The sequence below is a fragment of the Allobosea sp. 2KB_26 genome, from assembly GCF_052115715.1.
Lineage (GTDB): Bacteria > Pseudomonadota > Alphaproteobacteria > Rhizobiales > Beijerinckiaceae > Allobosea.
This window is the reverse complement of sequence record NZ_JBFRHE010000009.1, coordinates 122,418-139,092: the sequence shown is the minus strand read 5'-3', so window position 1 is coordinate 139,092 and position 16,675 is coordinate 122,418. Positions and strand designations below refer to the sequence as shown.

The 16,675-nt window shown below is 65.5% G+C and carries 12 protein-coding genes; 5 read left to right on the top strand and 7 right to left on the bottom strand.

The features are described 5' to 3' along the window. Position 1: 1 nt before the first annotated feature. A complete protein-coding gene (locus AB4099_RS22570; RefSeq protein ID WP_441479691.1) occupies positions 2-508 on the bottom strand; it encodes a mismatch-specific DNA-glycosylase in 507 nt (168 codons plus the stop codon). Beyond that, entirely contained in the window at positions 505-1,473 is a 969-nt protein-coding gene (locus AB4099_RS22565; protein WP_441479690.1) for an ABC transporter substrate-binding protein, read from the bottom strand. The genes AB4099_RS22570 and AB4099_RS22565 overlap by 4 nt, the downstream gene beginning before the upstream one ends. 238 nt (positions 1,474-1,711) lie before the next feature. On the opposite strand from AB4099_RS22565, the gene AB4099_RS22560 reads away from it, so the two are divergent. Further along, the gene (locus AB4099_RS22560) at positions 1,712-3,268 is read left to right on the top strand and encodes an acetolactate synthase large subunit (protein ID WP_441479689.1); all 1,557 of its coding nucleotides are present in this window, start codon (positions 1,712-1,714) and stop codon (positions 3,266-3,268) included. Between the two features lie 115 nt (positions 3,269-3,383). Here the strand turns inward: AB4099_RS22560 and AB4099_RS22555 are convergent, their stop codons facing one another. The 4 genes from AB4099_RS22555 to AB4099_RS22540 form a co-directional block, all read right to left on the bottom strand. Continuing rightward, the gene (locus AB4099_RS22555; protein ID WP_441479688.1) at positions 3,384-4,427 is read right to left on the bottom strand and encodes a histone deacetylase family protein; all 1,044 of its coding nucleotides are present in this window, start codon (positions 4,425-4,427) and stop codon (positions 3,384-3,386) included. Positions 4,428-4,518: 91 nt separating this feature from the next. Next, positions 4,519-6,855, bottom strand: coding sequence for a putative bifunctional diguanylate cyclase/phosphodiesterase (locus AB4099_RS22550; RefSeq protein WP_441479687.1), 2,337 nt, complete (start codon positions 6,853-6,855; stop codon positions 4,519-4,521). Positions 6,856-6,923: 68 nt separating this feature from the next. Then, complete coding sequence (locus AB4099_RS22545) at positions 6,924-7,547, bottom strand: TetR/AcrR family transcriptional regulator (RefSeq protein WP_441479686.1); 624 nt, start codon at positions 7,545-7,547, stop codon at positions 6,924-6,926. Next, entirely contained in the window at positions 7,544-8,731 is a 1,188-nt protein-coding gene (locus AB4099_RS22540) for an acyl-CoA dehydrogenase family protein (RefSeq protein WP_441479685.1), read from the bottom strand. The genes AB4099_RS22545 and AB4099_RS22540 overlap by 4 nt, the downstream gene beginning before the upstream one ends. Positions 8,732-8,836: 105 nt before the next feature. On the opposite strand from AB4099_RS22540, the gene AB4099_RS22535 reads away from it, so the two are divergent. Beyond that, on the top strand, positions 8,837-10,420 hold the full coding sequence (locus AB4099_RS22535; protein ID WP_441479684.1) for an acyl-CoA carboxylase subunit beta: 1,584 nt from the start codon (positions 8,837-8,839) through the stop codon (positions 10,418-10,420). A gap of 8 nt (positions 10,421-10,428) precedes the next feature. After that, positions 10,429-12,420: an acetyl/propionyl/methylcrotonyl-CoA carboxylase subunit alpha gene (locus tag AB4099_RS22530; protein WP_441479683.1), complete on the top strand. Its 1,992-nt coding sequence runs from the start codon at positions 10,429-10,431 to the stop codon at positions 12,418-12,420. A 135-nt stretch (positions 12,421-12,555) separates the two neighbouring features. Here the strand turns inward: AB4099_RS22530 and AB4099_RS22525 are convergent, their stop codons facing one another. Next, the gene (locus AB4099_RS22525) at positions 12,556-13,122 is read right to left on the bottom strand and encodes a hypothetical protein (RefSeq protein WP_113515197.1); all 567 of its coding nucleotides are present in this window, start codon (positions 13,120-13,122) and stop codon (positions 12,556-12,558) included. Positions 13,123-13,390: 268 nt separating this feature from the next. Here AB4099_RS22525 and AB4099_RS22520 point away from each other — a divergent pair, with 268 nt between their 5' ends. Together AB4099_RS22520 and AB4099_RS22515 are read left to right on the top strand one after the other, a co-directional pair. Beyond that, a complete protein-coding gene (locus tag AB4099_RS22520; protein WP_441479682.1) occupies positions 13,391-15,691 on the top strand; it encodes a DUF3141 domain-containing protein in 2,301 nt (766 codons plus the stop codon). A gap of 8 nt (positions 15,692-15,699) precedes the next feature. Continuing rightward, entirely contained in the window at positions 15,700-16,674 is a 975-nt protein-coding gene (locus tag AB4099_RS22515) for a phosphate acetyltransferase (protein ID WP_441479681.1), read from the top strand. Position 16,675: the final 1 nt, after the last annotated feature.

Here is a 16,675-nt window from a genome sequence, read left to right as displayed (position 1 = left end):
GTCAAATCGCCCGCGAACGCCAGGCCGTGGCCAGTTCCTGCCAGGGTTCGAGCGACCAGAAGCCCGAGGCCGCGCCCGAGGTCGAGGGCAGCACGAAAGCCGCGCAACCCGCGACGTCAACCGGCTGGCGGCCATAGCCGATGGCAGCGCTCGATTGCCCCAGCACGGCCTCGGCCGCCCGCTTGCCGTTGAAGGCGATGAAGGCCGGAGCCGTCGCACGCATCTTCATCAGAAACCCTTCAACATCGAAATGAGCACGAACGAGCGCAGCATCCGGCCCGGAGGTCGCTTTCGCGACATCGGTGAGACCAAATCCATAGTCGAGCAAATGCGGAAACTCCTCAGGCCGGAATTGCCGGGGAAGAAGTCCGACGGCGTGTAGCACCCGCCAGAACTTGTTTCCCGGGCCGGCATAATAGGCGCGCCGCAAGGCTGAGGCGCGCCCGGCCTGAGTGCCGCAGAAGACGATTCCCAGACGTGGCGCAAGCACGTCGGGCAGGATCGTCACATCGCACCGCCCGCGACGAAGCGCGTATCGACCAGTGTGGTGATGTCGGGCTTCGACTTGATCAGGCCAATCTCGAGCAACAGGTCGGCCGCCTTGGTGGTGAAAGCCTGCCACTCCCCGGAGAAGAACTTCTTGTTGCCCTCGGCATCCGACCAGCGCAGGAAGCCGGCCGACTTGCCGAACTGCTCGCCGGACTGCTTCACGTCGGCGCCCATGATGCCATAGGCCTTGGCCTGGTCGGCCTTGATCAGTTCGAGCGCCTCGAAATAGCTCTTGGTCAGCCCCTTCACGGCAGCCTCGTTGCCCGCGATGAAGGCCGGCGTGCAGCCGAAGGTGTCCATCACCATCGGATAATCGAGCGTGGTCGCGATGATCTTGCCGGCATCCGGCTTGTCGCGCACGGCAGAGAGATAGGGCTCATAGGTCATAGCCGCATCATTCTGGCCGGCGATGAAGGCCTGGGCCGCCGGACCGGGCTCCATATTGACCACGGTCACGTCCTTCACCGACATGCCGTTCTCCTTGAGGAACCAGGCAAGCGCGAAATAGGGCGATGTGCCGGGTGCGGAGGCCGCAACCGTCTTGCCCTTCAGATCCTTGATCGAGCCGGTCGCGCTGCGCACCGCCATGCCGTCTGCGCCGTAGCTCTTGTCGAGCTGGAAGAGCTGCTTGGTCTTGATCCCAGCGGCATCCCAGACGATCCAGGTCTCGACGGTCGTGGCGGCGCACTGGATGTCACCCGAGGCAATGGCGAGATGACGGTCCTTCTGCGGGATCTTCTTGATCGTCACGTCGAGGCCGTTCTTGGCGAAGATGCCTGCCTCCTTGGCCAGCACCAGCGGCGCGAAGCCGGTCCAGCCGGAAATGCCAATCGAAACCTTGGTCTGCGCCTGCGCGCCCGTTGCCGCCAGCAGCACCGCGAGGCCAAGTCCGGCCGCAGCTCCGATACGCTTCAAACCTGTCATGACGAAACCCTTCCCCTGGTTGATATCTTTCGCGCCCGCGAGGCCCTAGCCCATCGCCTCATCCGACGCGGGATGCAACCTTCGTTCCAAAGCAGGTTAAATGCATATGCAAAACCGTCAAGGCGGCGATCAGTTTCCTGAACGAAGCTGATAAATTTCTCTTGTTTGACACCGGGCGAGGGTTCCGTTCCCTTCGCACGGTCCTGCGCGCCGCGCTTCTCCCATGAGGTCTTCCAGAATGAACGGCGCCGACCGCCTTTGCGACACGCTTCTCGTCAATGACGTGGATGTCTGCTTTGCCAATCCCGGCACCTCCGAAATGCATTTCGTCGCGGCGCTCGACCGCAAGCCGGAGATGCGCTGCGTGCTGGGCCTGTTCGAGGGCGTGGTGACGGGCGCGGCCGACGGCTATGCCCGCATGGCCGACAAGCCGGCGGCGACGCTGCTGCATTGCGGCCCCGGCATGGCGAACGCCCTTGCCAACATGCACAATGCAAGGCGGGCCTGGACGCCGATGATCAACGTGGTCGGCGATCACGCGACCTATCACCTCGTCCATGACGCCCCACTGACCAGCGATATCGAAAGCCTGGCCCAGCCGATGTCGCATTTCGTCCGTCGGATCACGACGCCCGAGGATGTCGGCCCGGCGATCGGCGAATCCTATGCCGCTGCCATGTCGCTGCCCGGCGTAACCACCGTGATCCTTCCGGCCGATTGCGCCTGGGGCAGCGTCGAGCCGGCCAAGCTTGCGCCGGTCGCCGTGCCGAAGCTGAAATCGGTCGATATGACGGCCGTGAAGGAGGCTGCAGCCGCCCTGCGCAAGCACGGCAAGCGCGCCGCCCTGATGATGACCAACATGGCTTTGCGCGAAGGCCCGATGGCGATGGCAGCGCGGATCTGCGCCGTCACCGGCGCGCGCGTCTTCGGCCAGATGTCGAATGGCCGCATCGAGCGCGGCGTCGGCCGTGTTGCCCTGCCGAAAGTGCCCTACCCGGTCGATATCGCGCTTGAAGCGCTCAAGGATATCGACCTGCTGGTTCTGGTCGGCGCCAAGGTGCCGGTCGGCTTCTTTGCCTATCCGGGCAAGCCGGGCCGCCTGATCCAGGACAGCTGCGCGGTGGTGACGCTGGCCGAGATCGGTGACGACCTGCCGCTCGCGATCGAGGCGCTGGCCGATGAACTCGGCGCGCGCCAGAGCCAACCGCTCTATGTCGCGGAGCCTCGCAAGGAGGCTGCTGCCCAGCCGACCGGCGCACTCGACGCCGACAAGGTCTGCACGATCGTGGCGACGTTGCTGCCCGAGAACAGCATCATCTGCGACGAGTCGGTGTCATCGGGCCGGGTCTTCTACCAGCAGTGCCACAACGCCCCGCAGCACGACTATATCCAACTCACCGGCGGAGCGATTGGCGAGGGCATTCCGCTCGCGATCGGCGCAGCGGTGGCCTGCCCGGACCGCAAGGTCATCGGCATGCAGGCTGATGGCTCTGGCATGTACACGGTTCAGGGCCTGTGGACGCAGGCGCGCGAGAATCTCGACGTCGTCACGGTGGTCTTCGCCAACCGGACCTACCAGATCCTGCATGGCGAGATGCGCGCCGTCGGCGTCAATGATTTCGGCCGCAACGCCAAGCTGATGCTCAATCTCGACGAGCCGGCGCTCGACTGGGTCTCGATGGCGCGCGGCATGGGCGTCGAAGCAGGCCGCGCGACCACCACCGAGGAGTTCACCAAGCTGTTCCAGGGCGCGTTGTCCCGGAAGGGGCCGTTCCTGATCGAGGCAGTGATCTGAACTTCGCCTGGCGCGGAGGGCCGAGATCGCCCCGGCCATCCGCGCCCTCGTTGATCGATTGTAACTTCAAGGCGTGATGCCCGGCCCAGGGCCGGACATCACGAGGGCGCCGTCTTCAGGCGCCAAAGCCGGTCAGGAAGCCGTCGAGGCAACCGCCGATCGCCTCGATCGCATAGCCCCCTTCCTGCACCACCAGGGTCGGCAATCCCATGGCCTTCACCTGCCGGCCGATCGTGCCAAAATCGGAAGCCTCGAGCTTGAGCACACCGATCGGGTCGTCCTTGTGCGCGTCATAGCCGAGCGCAATGACCAGCGCCTCGGCGCCGAAGTCACGGATGGCCTTGCCAGCACGATCGACGGCGGCTTCCATCTCGGCGCCGCCCGCGCCATGGGCGAGCGGCAGGTTGATATTGAAGCCGTCACCCGCGCCGTTGCCGCGCTCGTCCGCATAGCCGGTGAAGAAGGGATAGTAGTTCACCGGGTCGGCATGGACCGAGATCGTCAGCACATCCGAGCGACGGTAGAAGATCTGCTGCGTGCCGTCGCCATGATGCGCATCGACATCGAGGATCGCGACCTTGCCGAACTTGGAGCGCAGGCGCTGGGCCGCAACCGCCGTATTGTTGATGTAGCAGAAGCCGGTGGCGCGGTCGGCGCGGGCATGGTGGCCGGACGGGCGGCAAAGCGCGTAGACCGCGCCCTCGCCAGCGAGGATGGCCTCGGCACCTGACACCGCCGTCTCGGCCGAGCGCAGCGTCGAGGTCCAGCAATGCTCGCCGACCGGCACGGACAGATCGCCGAGGAACCAGCCGAGCTGGCCCATCAGGCCCGTCGGCCGGCACGGCGGACGCATGTCCTCATCGACCCTGCCGCTCCAATAGGGGAACGTGTTGGGCCAGGCCTCGGGACCACGCTCGGGCAGCTGGACCCAGCGCTCCCACAGAGTCTCCAGGAAGCGGACGAATTCCGCGCTGTGTACGGCCAGGATCGGGTCGATGCCGTGAGCGGCGGGGCGCTCCGGCGTGATGCCATGACGGGCGAGCGCGCCCAGCAATTGCTCCGTGCGTTCCGGCAGATCCTTCGGCGCGACGACGCGGCCGAAGCGCATGTATTGCTGCGGATCGTGGAGCGACTGATCGGGATGATAGAAGGCGCGCATGCGGAAACGGTCCTCGGCGTGTTGATCTGCACCATCCCCTCGACGGTGCGCGAGCTTGCAATGACATGCTTAGCAAGCGCCGGGCGCGTGGTCAGGCCGCAGCCACGCCGCCCCGGTCTGCATCCATGGCGGGTTCGACCGGCCGCAGGCAAGACTGCTGGCTCAGCCATGGCACCCGGTTCGCCGGGACCGGGCGGGAATAGCGATAGCCCTGCGCGAAGTTGCAGCCGCACTGGCGCAGGAAGGCTTCCTGCTTCCGCGTTTCGACGCCTTCCGCGATGAGATCCAGCTTCAGGTCGGCCGCGAGGTTGATGATCGCGCGGACGATCGCAGCATCCTCCCCACCCTCGTCGAGATGGCGGACAAAACCGCGGTCGATCTTGATCACATCGACGGGAAAGCGCCTGAGATGGGTGAGCGACGCATAGCCGGTGCCGAAATCGTCCAGCGCCACGCAAACACCATTTTCGCGAAGCGTCTTCAGCGCGCGCTCGGCATCGCCGGCGGTGCGGGCCAAGAGTACCGTCTCGGTGACTTCGACGCCGAAGCAGGATGTCGGCACGCCCGCCGCTGCCAGCTGGGCGAGCAGCTTCTCCGAAAACAGCGGATCACGGAACACTGCCGGTGCGATATTGACCCAGACCCGCGGGACTGTGATCCCCGTAGCGAGCCAGTTGCTCAGATCGGCAATCGCCTTACGCAAGATGACATCGCCGATCGCAGAAGCGGTTTCCGGATCTTCCAACCCATGGACGAACGCCGCTGCCGGTACGATGCCGCGTTCGGGATGGCGCCAACGTGCCAGCGCCTCAAGGCCGTCGATGGCGCCTGTGACCAGTGAGACCTGCGGCTGATAGAAGGGCAGGAGGCGATCCTGAGCCAGCGCCTCGGCCAGCTCGCGGCAAATGGCGACGCGCGCGTTCATCGCGTCACGCATGCCGCTGTCATAGACGACCGCCATGTTCCGGCCCAAGGCCTTGGCACGATAGAGCGCGAGATCGGCATCCTTCATCAGCTCGATAGGAGCACGATCATGCTGTGGCGCCAGCGCGATGCCGAGACTGGCGCGCGAGGAAATCGCGTGCCCGAGATGGCTGAGCGGACCACGTAGTGCCGCCAGCAGCCGTTCCGCCTTGGCCTCGGCCCCGGGCACGTCAATCGCCTCGGTCGAGAGCACCACGAATTCATCTCCCCCCAGTCGGGCGACAAGATCTCCAGCCGCAGCATGGCGCAGGAGGCGTGCGGCGGCTTCGTTCAGCAGGGCATCGCCGGCATCGTGCCCAAGCGTGTCGTTGACCGACTTGAAGTCGTCGAGATCGACCAGGAACAGGCTCACGGTCTCGCCATCGCCGAGGCCGGCAAGAGCCTCTTGCAGCCGCTCCTGAAAGAGCAGGCGGTTCGGCAGGCCCGTCAGAGCGTCATGCGTCGCCTGCCAGCGGACATGCGCTTCGGCAGCCTTGCGCTCGGTGATGTCGACAATGCCGGCGACGATCGTCGAAGACTGGCCCATCGACAAGGAGGTCGCGGTGATCAATGCGTCGCGGCTCGTGCCGGCCCCGTCGCGGATCGCGGCCTCGAACTCGCCGACATGCTCGCCGCGGAGCAATAGCCTGGTCAGGCTGCGCCGGCTTTCAGCATCGACGAAGACGTCAGGCACCGCCACCTCGCGGAGATCGTCTCCGGCTCCCTTGCCGAAGAAACGCAGCGCCGCATCATTGGCCCGGACGAAGCGCCCATCGGCCACCGATGTGACGACAAGAGGAATCGGCACGGCCATGAAGAGCCGTTCGATCATGGCGCGGCTCTCGTCGAGCTCCTCCTTTGCAGCCCGCTCGGATTGGGTCGCAGTCCATTCCAGCCGCCTCAGGCGGTTGGCGTGGATCACGACCAGGCCGAGCGCGAAGTTCAACATCGCCAGCACGAGCACCAGCCCGACGAAGGTGCTCGGAAAAGGGCCCGCCCCGAGATAGCCGACCAGCATGAGCGCGCTGGTGCAGAACCCGAGGATGAAGGTCCAGCGGAAGGATATCGGCGCCACCAGATAGAAGATGGAGGGCAGCAGCAGCACGACGAACAGCGCCAGATCGCTGCGCGAGCTGACCAGGAAGGCGACCGCCACGGCGCAACCGACCTCCCACAGGACGGTCACGGCTTCGGCCTGTTTGAAGCGGGTGGCCCTGCGGATCAGGACCGCGCAGAGAATCGACACCGCCACGACGGAAAGACGCGCAGGCACCGCGATAATGAAATGCGGGGTTCCGAAGAAGCGCCAGTCGCTGACGAGGAAGAACGTGTTGAGCAGCGCCGAGATCAGGAAGATCAGCCGGCACTGCCGGAGGGTCTCCGGCAGCCGGGCCGCCTGGAAGATCGCCTCCCGCTCGGAATCGCGGAATTCTCCACCAAATCGGAACAAACTGTCGCGTTGCATGGCGCATCGTTACGATGCGAAGGTCAAAACCGCGTTAAGGCAACCAGAGCTTGTTGCAGCGCAATGCGTCAATCGGACGTGGCACGCCCCGCCCTCGGCGCGATCAGGGCGGCAAATTCGCGCGCCAGTGCCGGGATGTCGAAGCGCCCGGGGCGGTACCAGTCGGTCGAGCCGTTGAGGGCGCCCAGCAGGAAGAGGCGCAGTGCCTCCGGTGAACGCTCTATTGCAATGACGTCTGCGGCCTGAAGCTCGGCGATCAGGAGGCGCCAGACATCCTCATAGGCGCGGCGCACCCGGCGCACGCTGTCAGGCACCGGCATCGCGCCGAAGGCAAAGGCCTTGATGCTCGCCGAGGTGTAGTCGCCATGTCCATGCAGCGCCGTCAGATGCGCGTGAATCGCGGATTCCAGCCGGACACGCGGCTCAGCCCCCTCGGATGCCTGCAAGGCGGCAACCACCGCCTCCTGAACGAAGCGAACGCCGTCATTGACGACGGCCTCGACGATCTCCTCCTTCGAAGCGAAATGATAATAGAGGCTGGCCTTGCGGATCCCCACCGCCTCGGCGATCTCGCGCAGGGTGGTCTGGTGATAGCCACCCTGGCGCAGCAGGCGCGCGGCCGTGTCGAGGATCAGCCGGCGCGAACCGCCTTCGACGGCATCGCGCTCCGCTTTGGTCGTCTGAATGCTCACAACCGCTTCGCCACCTCTTCGAGCATGACTTCGGTGGCACCGCCGCCAATCGACTGCACCCGCGCGTCTCGCGTCAGGCGTTCAATGGCACTTTCGCGCATGAACCCCATGCCGCCGTGGAACTGCAGGCAGGCATACATCACCTCGTTGACCAGTTCGCCGCAATAGGCCTTGGCCATCGAGACCTCGCGCGTGGCCTCAGCACCCTGAGCGTCGAGCCAGGCGGCGTGATAGACGAGCTGGCGCCCGGCCTCGACCTTGGCCGAGAGCATGGCGAGCTTCTGGCGGATGGCCTGCTTCTCCCAGAGCGGCGCCCCGAAGGCCTTTCGGGTGCGGACGTAATCCAGCGTGAGGTCGAGCGCAGCCTGCGCCTCGCCCATCGCCATCGCGCCGATGACCGTGCGCTCGTTCTGGAAGTTGCGCATGATCGCGTAGAAGCCGCGCCCCTCCTGGCCGAGCAGGTTCGCGGCCGGGATGCGGCAGTCCTCGAAGACGAGTTCGGCGGTGTCGGAAGAGCGCCAGCCGTGCTTGTCGAGTGCGCGCGAGACCCGGAAACCGGGCGTTCCCTTCTCGACCAGGAAGATCGAGACCGATTGCGACGGCCTGGCCGAGAGATCGGTCTTGGCGGCGACGCAGTAGAGATCAGCATGGACGCCGTTGGTGATGAACATCTTGGCGCCGTTCAGGACGTAGGTTTCGCCCTCGCGCCGCGCCGTGGTGCGGATCCCCTTCACATCCGAACCCGCGTCAGGCTCTGTCACCGCCACCGCGCAGATCGTCCTGCCGGCGATGATGTCCGGCATATAGCGGGCATGCTGCGCCTTGCTGCCGGCATTGAAGACATGGACGGAGGCCATGTCGGTATGAACGAGCGCGGTGATGGCGACGCCGGAGAAAGTGGAGCGGCCGAGCTCCTCGGCTAGGATCACGGTCGCCAGCGTATCCATCTCCGAACCGCCATATTCGGCGGGGTAGCGGATGCCGAAGAAGCCGAGCTCGCCCATGCGGCGCAGCACCTCCCGCGGCACGAAACCAGCATCCTCCCAGGCCAGTGCATGCGGCTTGATCTCGGTCTCGACAAAGCGGCGCAATTGATCGCGCAACGCCTCATGCTCCTCGGTGAAGTAAGGTGAGCGGCGCAGCTCGTCACCGGTTCCCGCCCCCAGTCTGTCCACCGCCGTCATCGCACTCTCCCGTTGCTTGACCTTTCGGCGCGTATTCGCCTACCTAACGGACGGTAGGTGACTTGATCGACGAGATCAAGGGCGAGCGCCGAGGCGGGAGGAACCATGTCTGCAGGCTCCACGAGCGAGGCGCGCGCAAACGTGCCCCCGCCTCTCACCGAGATGCTCGCCACCCTGCGCGAGCGCCATGCCCTCGTCGCCAATGGCGGCGGTCCCAGAATGCGCGAGCGGCACGAAACGCGCGGCAAGATCATGGTGCGCGAGCGCATCGACCTGCTGCTCGACGCCCAGTCACCCTTCCTCGAACTCTCGCCGCTGGCGGCCTGGGGGCTCTACGGCAACGAGGTGCCCGGCGCCGGCATCGTCACCGGCATCGGCACCGTCTCCGGCCGCGCCTGCATGCTGATCGCCAATGACGCGACGGTGAAGGGCGGCTCGTTCTTCGCCGAGACAGTGCGCAAGCATCTCAGGGCGCAGGAGATCGCCGAGGAACATCGCCTGCCCTGCCTCTACCTGGTCGATTGCGGCGGTGCGTTCCTGCCGGAACAGGACCGGGTCTTTCCGGACCGCGACCATTTCGGCGGTTCCTTCTACAATCAATGCCGGATGTCGGCGGCCGGCATTCCCCAGATTTCGCTCGTCTTCGGCGGCTGCACCGCCGGTGGCGCCTATATTCCGGCGCTGTCCGACGAAGTGATCATGGTCAAGGGCACCGGGCGCATCCATCTTGGCGGCCCACCCATCGTGAAGGCAGCCATCCACGAGATCGTCGATGGCGAGACCCTGGGCGGGGCCGAGATGCACACCCAGGTCTCGGGCGTCAGCGACCATCTGGTCGAGACGGAAATGGAGGGCCTCGCCAAGCTCCGCGAGATCGTCGGCTCACTCGGCGAAATCGGCAGGCTCGGCGCAGCGCCCTACCCGTCCGTGCCGCCAAAGCTCGATGCAGCCGAGCTGGAGCAGTTCGTCCCGACCGATCTCCGCCGACCCTACGATGTGCGCGAGGTGATCGCCCGCATTGTCGACGACAGCAGCTTCAATGCCTTCAAGCCCGACTATGGCGCAACGCTCGTCACCGGCTTCGCCCGCATCCACGGTTACCCCGTCGGGATCATCGCCAATAATGGCGTTCTCTTCTCGGAATCGGCGCTGAAGGGGGCCCATTTCATCGAGCTCTGCGACCAGCGCCAGATCCCCCTGATCTTCCTCCAGAACATCACCGGTTTCATGGTCGGCACCGCGGCCGAACGCGGAGGCATCGCCAAGCATTCCGCCAAGCTGGTCTATGCCGTCTCGAATGCGCGCGTTCCCAAATACACCGTGCTGATCGGCGGCTCCTATGGTGCCGGCAATTACGGCATGTGTGGGCGCGGCTTCCGGCCACGGTTCCTGTTCTCCTGGCCGAATGCCCGGATCGCCACGATGAGCCCCGAGGTTGCGGCCACAGTCGTCACGGAACTGCGCCGCCAGAGCCTGAAGGGCGCTGCCGACGAGGCAGCGATCGCCGAGCTCGACCGCAGGACGCGGGCCCAGTTCGAGGAGCAGAGCGACCCGTATTATGCGACTGCACGACTCTGGGACGACGGGATCATCGAGCCGGCGCAGACGCGCAACGTGCTCGGCTTGTGCCTCTCGCTTGCCGCAGGCGAAGCGCGCGACACCTCCCCACGCCCCGTCTACCGGATGTGACCGCCGCCATGTTCGAGAGCATCCTGATTGCCAATCGCGGCGAGATCGCCTGCCGCATCATCAAGACCTGCCGCCGTCTCGGCATCCGCGCCATTGCAGTCCATTCGGACGCGGACCGCGACGCGTTGCATGTGCGCCTCGCAGACGAGGCCATCGCCATCGGCCCGGCCCCCGCGCGCGACAGCTATCTGAGAGCCGACCGGATCATCGAGGCTGCACTGGCGACAGGCGCGCAGGCGATCCATCCCGGCTATGGCTTTCTCTCGGAACGGCTCGACCTGATCGCGGCCTGCGAAAAGGCAGGCATCACCTTCATCGGCCCCTCGGCCGCGGCCATCGATGCCATGGGCGACAAGATCCGTTCCAAGCAGATCGCGCGCGAGGCCGGCGTGCCGGGCGTGCCCGGTTATGACGGGGCCGACCAGTCCCGCGACATGCTCAAGCGGGAAGCATTGCGCGTCGGCCTGCCTGTCATGGTCAAGGCCTCTGCCGGTGGTGGCGGCAAGGGCATCCGCAAGGTCGACCAGGAGGCGGATCTCGATGCCGCCATCTCCGCGGCGGGCAGTGAGGCGCAAGCCGCATTCGGAGACGGGCGCCTGCTGATCGAGAAATTCGTGACGAGCCCGCGCCATGTCGAGGTCCAGGTCGCGGGCGACAGGCATGGCGGCATCGTCCATCTCTTCGAGCGCGATTGCTCGGTGCAGCGCTCCAACCAGAAACTGATCGAGGAAGCGCCAGCCCCGAACCTGCGGAATGAGACACGCGCAGCCTTGCATGACTACGCCCTGAGACTCTCGCGCGCGATTTCCTACGACAATCTCGGGACCGTCGAATTCCTTGTCGATGCCGTGACGCAGGAGGTGTTCTTCCTCGAGATGAACACGCGCCTGCAGGTCGAGCACCCGGTCACCGAAGCGATCACCGGGCTCGACCTGGTGGAATGGCAGATCCGCATCGCCGCGGGCGATCACCTGCCGCTCGCCCAGGACCAGATCCGATGCTCAGGCCATGCCATTGAAGCCCGCCTGACGGCCGAGCGGGCGGACCAGGGCTTCCGGCCCGATACCGGCGCGATCAGATTGTGGCGTGAACCGGAGGGGATGCGTGTCGACAGCGGCGTCACGACCGGCAGCGAGGTCACACCGCATTACGATTCCCTGCTCGCCAAGGTCATCGCCCATGCGCCCGATCGCACGAGTGCGGCCCAGCGGCTCGCCAGAGGGCTGGATGGGATGGTGGTGCTCGGGCCGGCGACCACCCGCGCGTTCCTGGCGGATGCCCTGAGAACTCCGAGCTTCACGAAGGGCGAGGCCACAACCCTGTTCCTGAGTGAGAATTTTCCGGGAGGCTGGAAGCCGCAAGCCGTACCGCAAGACCTGCTCAATGCAGTGGCGGCGGCCCTCTGGCTCACGGCGCGCGGGACCGAGCCCCGCGGCACGCCATGGCATGCGCTCAAGGGGTTTCGCCTGCTCGCGCCGGCCGGAAGGCCCGCCATGACGCATCTGGCCATCGGAGCCGGGGCAGATGCGGTGCGGCTCGCTGTGGAAAGCCATGATGACTTCCTGCGTGTCGCGTCAGCAGGCGGCCAGCATGATATTGCGCTCCGTCGCGGTGGCTCGGACGCCGAGTGGGTGGTGACCCTGAGCGGGGCGAGCCAGATAGCGTACGCCATCTGCGACGCCCAGGGTCTGCTCCTGCGCCTTGGCGGCTTCGAAGGCCGGATCGAGATCGCGCTTGCGATCGAGGCAGCAGCAGCGCGGCGCGACGGGGGCGGCGATTCCGGCAACACCGTGCGGGCACCGATGCCGGGAACGCTTGCGACGCTGCATGTCTGTGCGGGCGACACCGTCGAGGCCGGGCAGGTCGTCGCCGTGCTGGAATCGATGAAGCTCTTCATGGAATTGAAGAGCCCCGTCGCCGGAACGGTTCAACGAATCGGTCCGCGGGCTGGATCGACGGTCGCCGCCGGCGACATTCTGGCCGCGATCGAGCCGGCCTGAATGGACGCGATCTCGATCGCTCCGATCATCGGACCCGATTTCGTATCCGGTCCGATAATCTAACATTCTGTGTTTGCATCGGCTTTCCCGAAAGCCGCAATCCACGTTTCGGGACGATGCTTTGCTGCCCGCCGCCTACGTTGGCGCGGGCGTCTTTCTCACCGTGACCCGCGCCGAGGCGAGGCGCCGATAGAGCGTCCGGCGGCGAAGCATGGGCAACCAGTCATAGAGGAACATCTCGGCTGGCCTCCAGATCACGACCCAGCCGATGATCACGAAGCTCTCCTGAAGCACACGCGCGAACGGCCCTTCGATGCGCTCCGATAGCCACCAGCCGATGAAGAGACAGGCGCTCAGGACGATGAGACCGATCAGGAAGGCCAGGCGACCGTCCCGGAACAGCTGTCGCATCGCTTTTGTCTCGGATCGCGCGCGCCCGTCGAACCAATTGCCGATGGCCGCCGCGAGATCCGGCGCCGCGCCGCCGGCTTCGCCGTCCGCCTCGATATCGATGACGATTTCAATGGCGCGATCCTTGGGCAGTTCCTCGGCCCATTCGACGATGTACTGCTCGGCATCCGCCGACAGGTCGCGCTGGCGGAAAGGGAACGGATCGAGCGTGTTGAACAGCTGCGCGCCGTCAGTCAGACTTAGCTCGATCCTGCCGCTGTGCGGAGGTCCGGACGCATGACTGTCACTCATTCTTCACCTACATTTCGCCTTCGCATCGGCGGCCATGATCGCTGGGGCGGCCAGAGAACTCCGGTCAATGCCCTGAAATGCCGGGGATTGTCACACGCGGTGCGGACCAGGTGGAATTGATTGGAGTCAATTACGCGCATTTCCGAACATTGCATTTTGACGATTGCCGGGTTGCATGCGTCGCGTGCATGTCTCAGTCTGACGATATCGCAGCGCAACATCGCGATGTTTCGGACCCTCTGGCGTTCGATTATGTGAGGAAAGCGATATGGCGAACGCGTCTTCCGCGACGTTGCCCGGCCCTTCAGCTGCGGCTGCCTCTCTTCTCATCGAGCTTACCGACTATCTGGTCGATGCCGCCCAGCGCAATGTGCTGATGCTGGATGTGCTCCGGCAGAGGGGCGACAATTATCTCGAACACATGGCCATGGCGGCTCCGAACGTTCTCGGCTTCGCCTTCGAAGTCGTCATGGACGGCCGCAATCTGCCGCGGCCGGTGAATTACGGCCTTGTTCGCATCATCGCTCCCGAGGGCGTCGTCACGGACGAGGCCACGCGCCCCTTCATCATCGTCGACCCACGCGCCGGCCACGGGCCGGGTATCGGCGGCATGAAGCCGGATAGCGAGATCGGCGCAGCGCTCGCAGCCGGGCATCCCTGCTATTTCATCGGCTTCCTGCCGGTTCCGGTCAAAGGTCAGACGATCGAGGATGTCGGCTGCGCCGAGGCCGCCTTCATCGAAGCTGTGACCAGGCGCCATCCCGGCTATTCCGGCAAGCCCTGCGTCATCGGCAACTGCCAGGCAGGCTGGGCCGTCCTCGGGCTCGCCGCGGCCCGGCCCGAGCTGATGGGGCCAATCATGGCGGCGGGCGCGCCCCTGGCCTATTGGAGCGGCAAGGACGGGCTCAATCCGATGCGTTACTCCGGCGGCATGCTGGGCGGCTCGTGGCTGGCCTCACTGACCGGCGATCTTGGAGCCGGCATCTTCGACGGCGCCTATCTCGTCCAGAATTTCGAGAACCTGAACCCCGCCAATACCTGGTGGACCAAGCTCTACAATGTCTGGTCGAAGGTCGATACCGAGGCGGAGCGCTTTCTCTCCTTCGAGAAATGGTGGGGCGGCCATGTGCTGCTCAACCGCGAGGAGATCGAGTTCATCGTCGAACAGCTCTTCGTCGGCAACAAGCTCACCAAGGGCGAGGTGAAGCTCTCATCGGGAAGGACGCTCGATCTGCGCGAGGTCACCTCGCCCATCGTCGTGTTCTGCTCCTGGGGCGACAACATCACGCCGCCGCAGCAGGCACTGGGCTGGATCACCGATCTTTACGCCAGCGACCTCGCTTTGATCGCAGCCGAGCAGACCATCGTCTACACCATCCATCCTCAGACCGGGCATCTCGGCGTGTTCGTGTCGAGCGCCGTGGCGAAGAAGGAGCATACCGAGCTCGCCGAGAACATGGACCTGATCGACATCCTGCCACCCGGGCTGTGGGAGGCGGTGATTACGCCGCGCGAGCCCGGGCAGGAGTACGCCGACCTTGCGACCGGCAACTATGTGCTGCGCTTCGAGGCACGCAGCCTCGACGAAATCCGCGCGCTCGGCTTGAATACGACGGAGGATGACCGGCGCTTTGCCACCGTCGCCAGGCTCTCCGAAATCAACGCCGGGCTCTACAAGACCTGGCTGCGCCCGGTCGTCCGCGCTTTCGCCAGCGAACCGGCAGCGGAACTGGAGCGCCGGCTCAACCCGTTGCGCTCGCAGTTCGAGATTTTCTCGCACAACAACCCCTACATGCGCGGCGTCGCAGGCTGGGCCGAACAGATCCGCGAGTCTCGTCGGCCCGTCGCGGCGGACAATCCGTTTCTCGCCTGGCAGCAGATGGTCTCGCAGAACATCGAGGCGTCGTTGGACCTTTTCCGCGACATCCGGGATTCCGCGACCGAGCTGGCCTTCAAGCAGATCTACGGCTCGCCCGCGCTGCAGGCCGCTCTGGGAATCGACGACGAGACCGCGCGGCCGATTCCCGCAGACCGGGAGCGCGGCGTCGCGGCATTCGAGGGCTGCCTGGAGGACCTGCGCCGGCGCGTCGGGGACATCGGCTCCGACATCGCCGTGCTGCGAGCCGCGATGTTCGTGCTGGCGGCGCGCAAGAGCATCGACGAGCGTATCTTTACTGCGCTCCGACGCATGCATGGCGAACACCACAGGCTCGACGGCATGACGTTGCACCAGTTCAAGCTGCATGTCCGCGAGCAGTTCTTCATGCTGCGCTTCGACAGCGAAGCGGCGGTGGATGCGATCGGAGCCGCCCTGCAAGCTGAGCCGCCGCGTATCTCCTTCGAGGACTTTCGCAGCGCGCTGACAGCGGCGGGGCCGCTCGAGGGTGAAGCGCTTGCCCGTTTCGAGCGGATCAGCAGGATGTTTCCCGCCCCGTCGCCGGCTGGCCTGAAGCCCACGACCGCGAACAATCTGCACCGCCTTCCGAACCGGGCGACCGTGCCGAAGGAAACGGCTCCCGATACCCCGTCGAAGGCAGCGCCCCGCCATAGCTCATCGCCCAGGAAGTGAAGCGCAGAATGGTTCGACCTTCCCAAACCGCCGCCTCGCCCAGGGCCGGCGATGCGCACGGCAAATACGAGCGCCTGATCGCGGCGGCGCGCGCGCTTCCGCCGGTTGCGACCGCAGTCGCCCATCCCTGCGACGAATCTTCGCTAAGGGGCGCCCTCGATGCGTCCGCGTTGGGTCTGATCAAGCCGATCCTGGTCGGCCCCACCGCACGGATCATCGCGACGGCCAAGGAGAACGGGCTCGACATCGCGGGTTTCGAGATCGTCGATACGCCGCATAGTCATGCTTCCGCCGCCAAGGCGGTTGAACTCGTGCATGCCGGCAAGGCCGCTCTGCTGATGAAGGGTAGCCTCCACTCCGATGAATTGCTGGCTGAGGTCACGAACAAGGAGACCGGCCTGCGCACCGGGCGACGCGTCAGCCATGTCTTCATCATGGACGTGCCGTCCTATGCCGAACCGCTCTTCATCTCCGACGCGGCCGTGAACATCTTTCCCGATCTCGACGCCAAGCGCGACATCATCCAGAACGCCATCGATCTTCATGTCGGGCTCGGCCTGGGGGCTCCACGGGTCGCGATCCTCTCAGCCGTGGAGACGGTGACCACCAAGATCCCTAGTACGATCGAGGCGGCGGCGCTCTGCAAGATGGCCGATCGCGGCCAGATCACCGGAGGCCTGCTCGATGGCCCGCTGGCGCTGGACAACGCGATCAGTCCGGAGGCGGCCAGCATCAAGGGCATCGTCTCGCCGGTCGCAGGCCGAGCGCAGATCCTGGTGGTGCCCGATCTCGAAGCCGGCAACATGCTGGCGAAGAACCTGACCTTCCTGTCCGGGGCCGATGCCGCCGGCATCGTGCTCGGCGCGCGTGTGCCGATCATCCTGACCAGCCGCGCCGACAATGTCCGGACCCGTCTCGCCTCCTGCGCCGTTGCCGGGCTCTATGCCCATGCGTTGCTGCAGGCCAAGCCAATCGGAGCCTAGC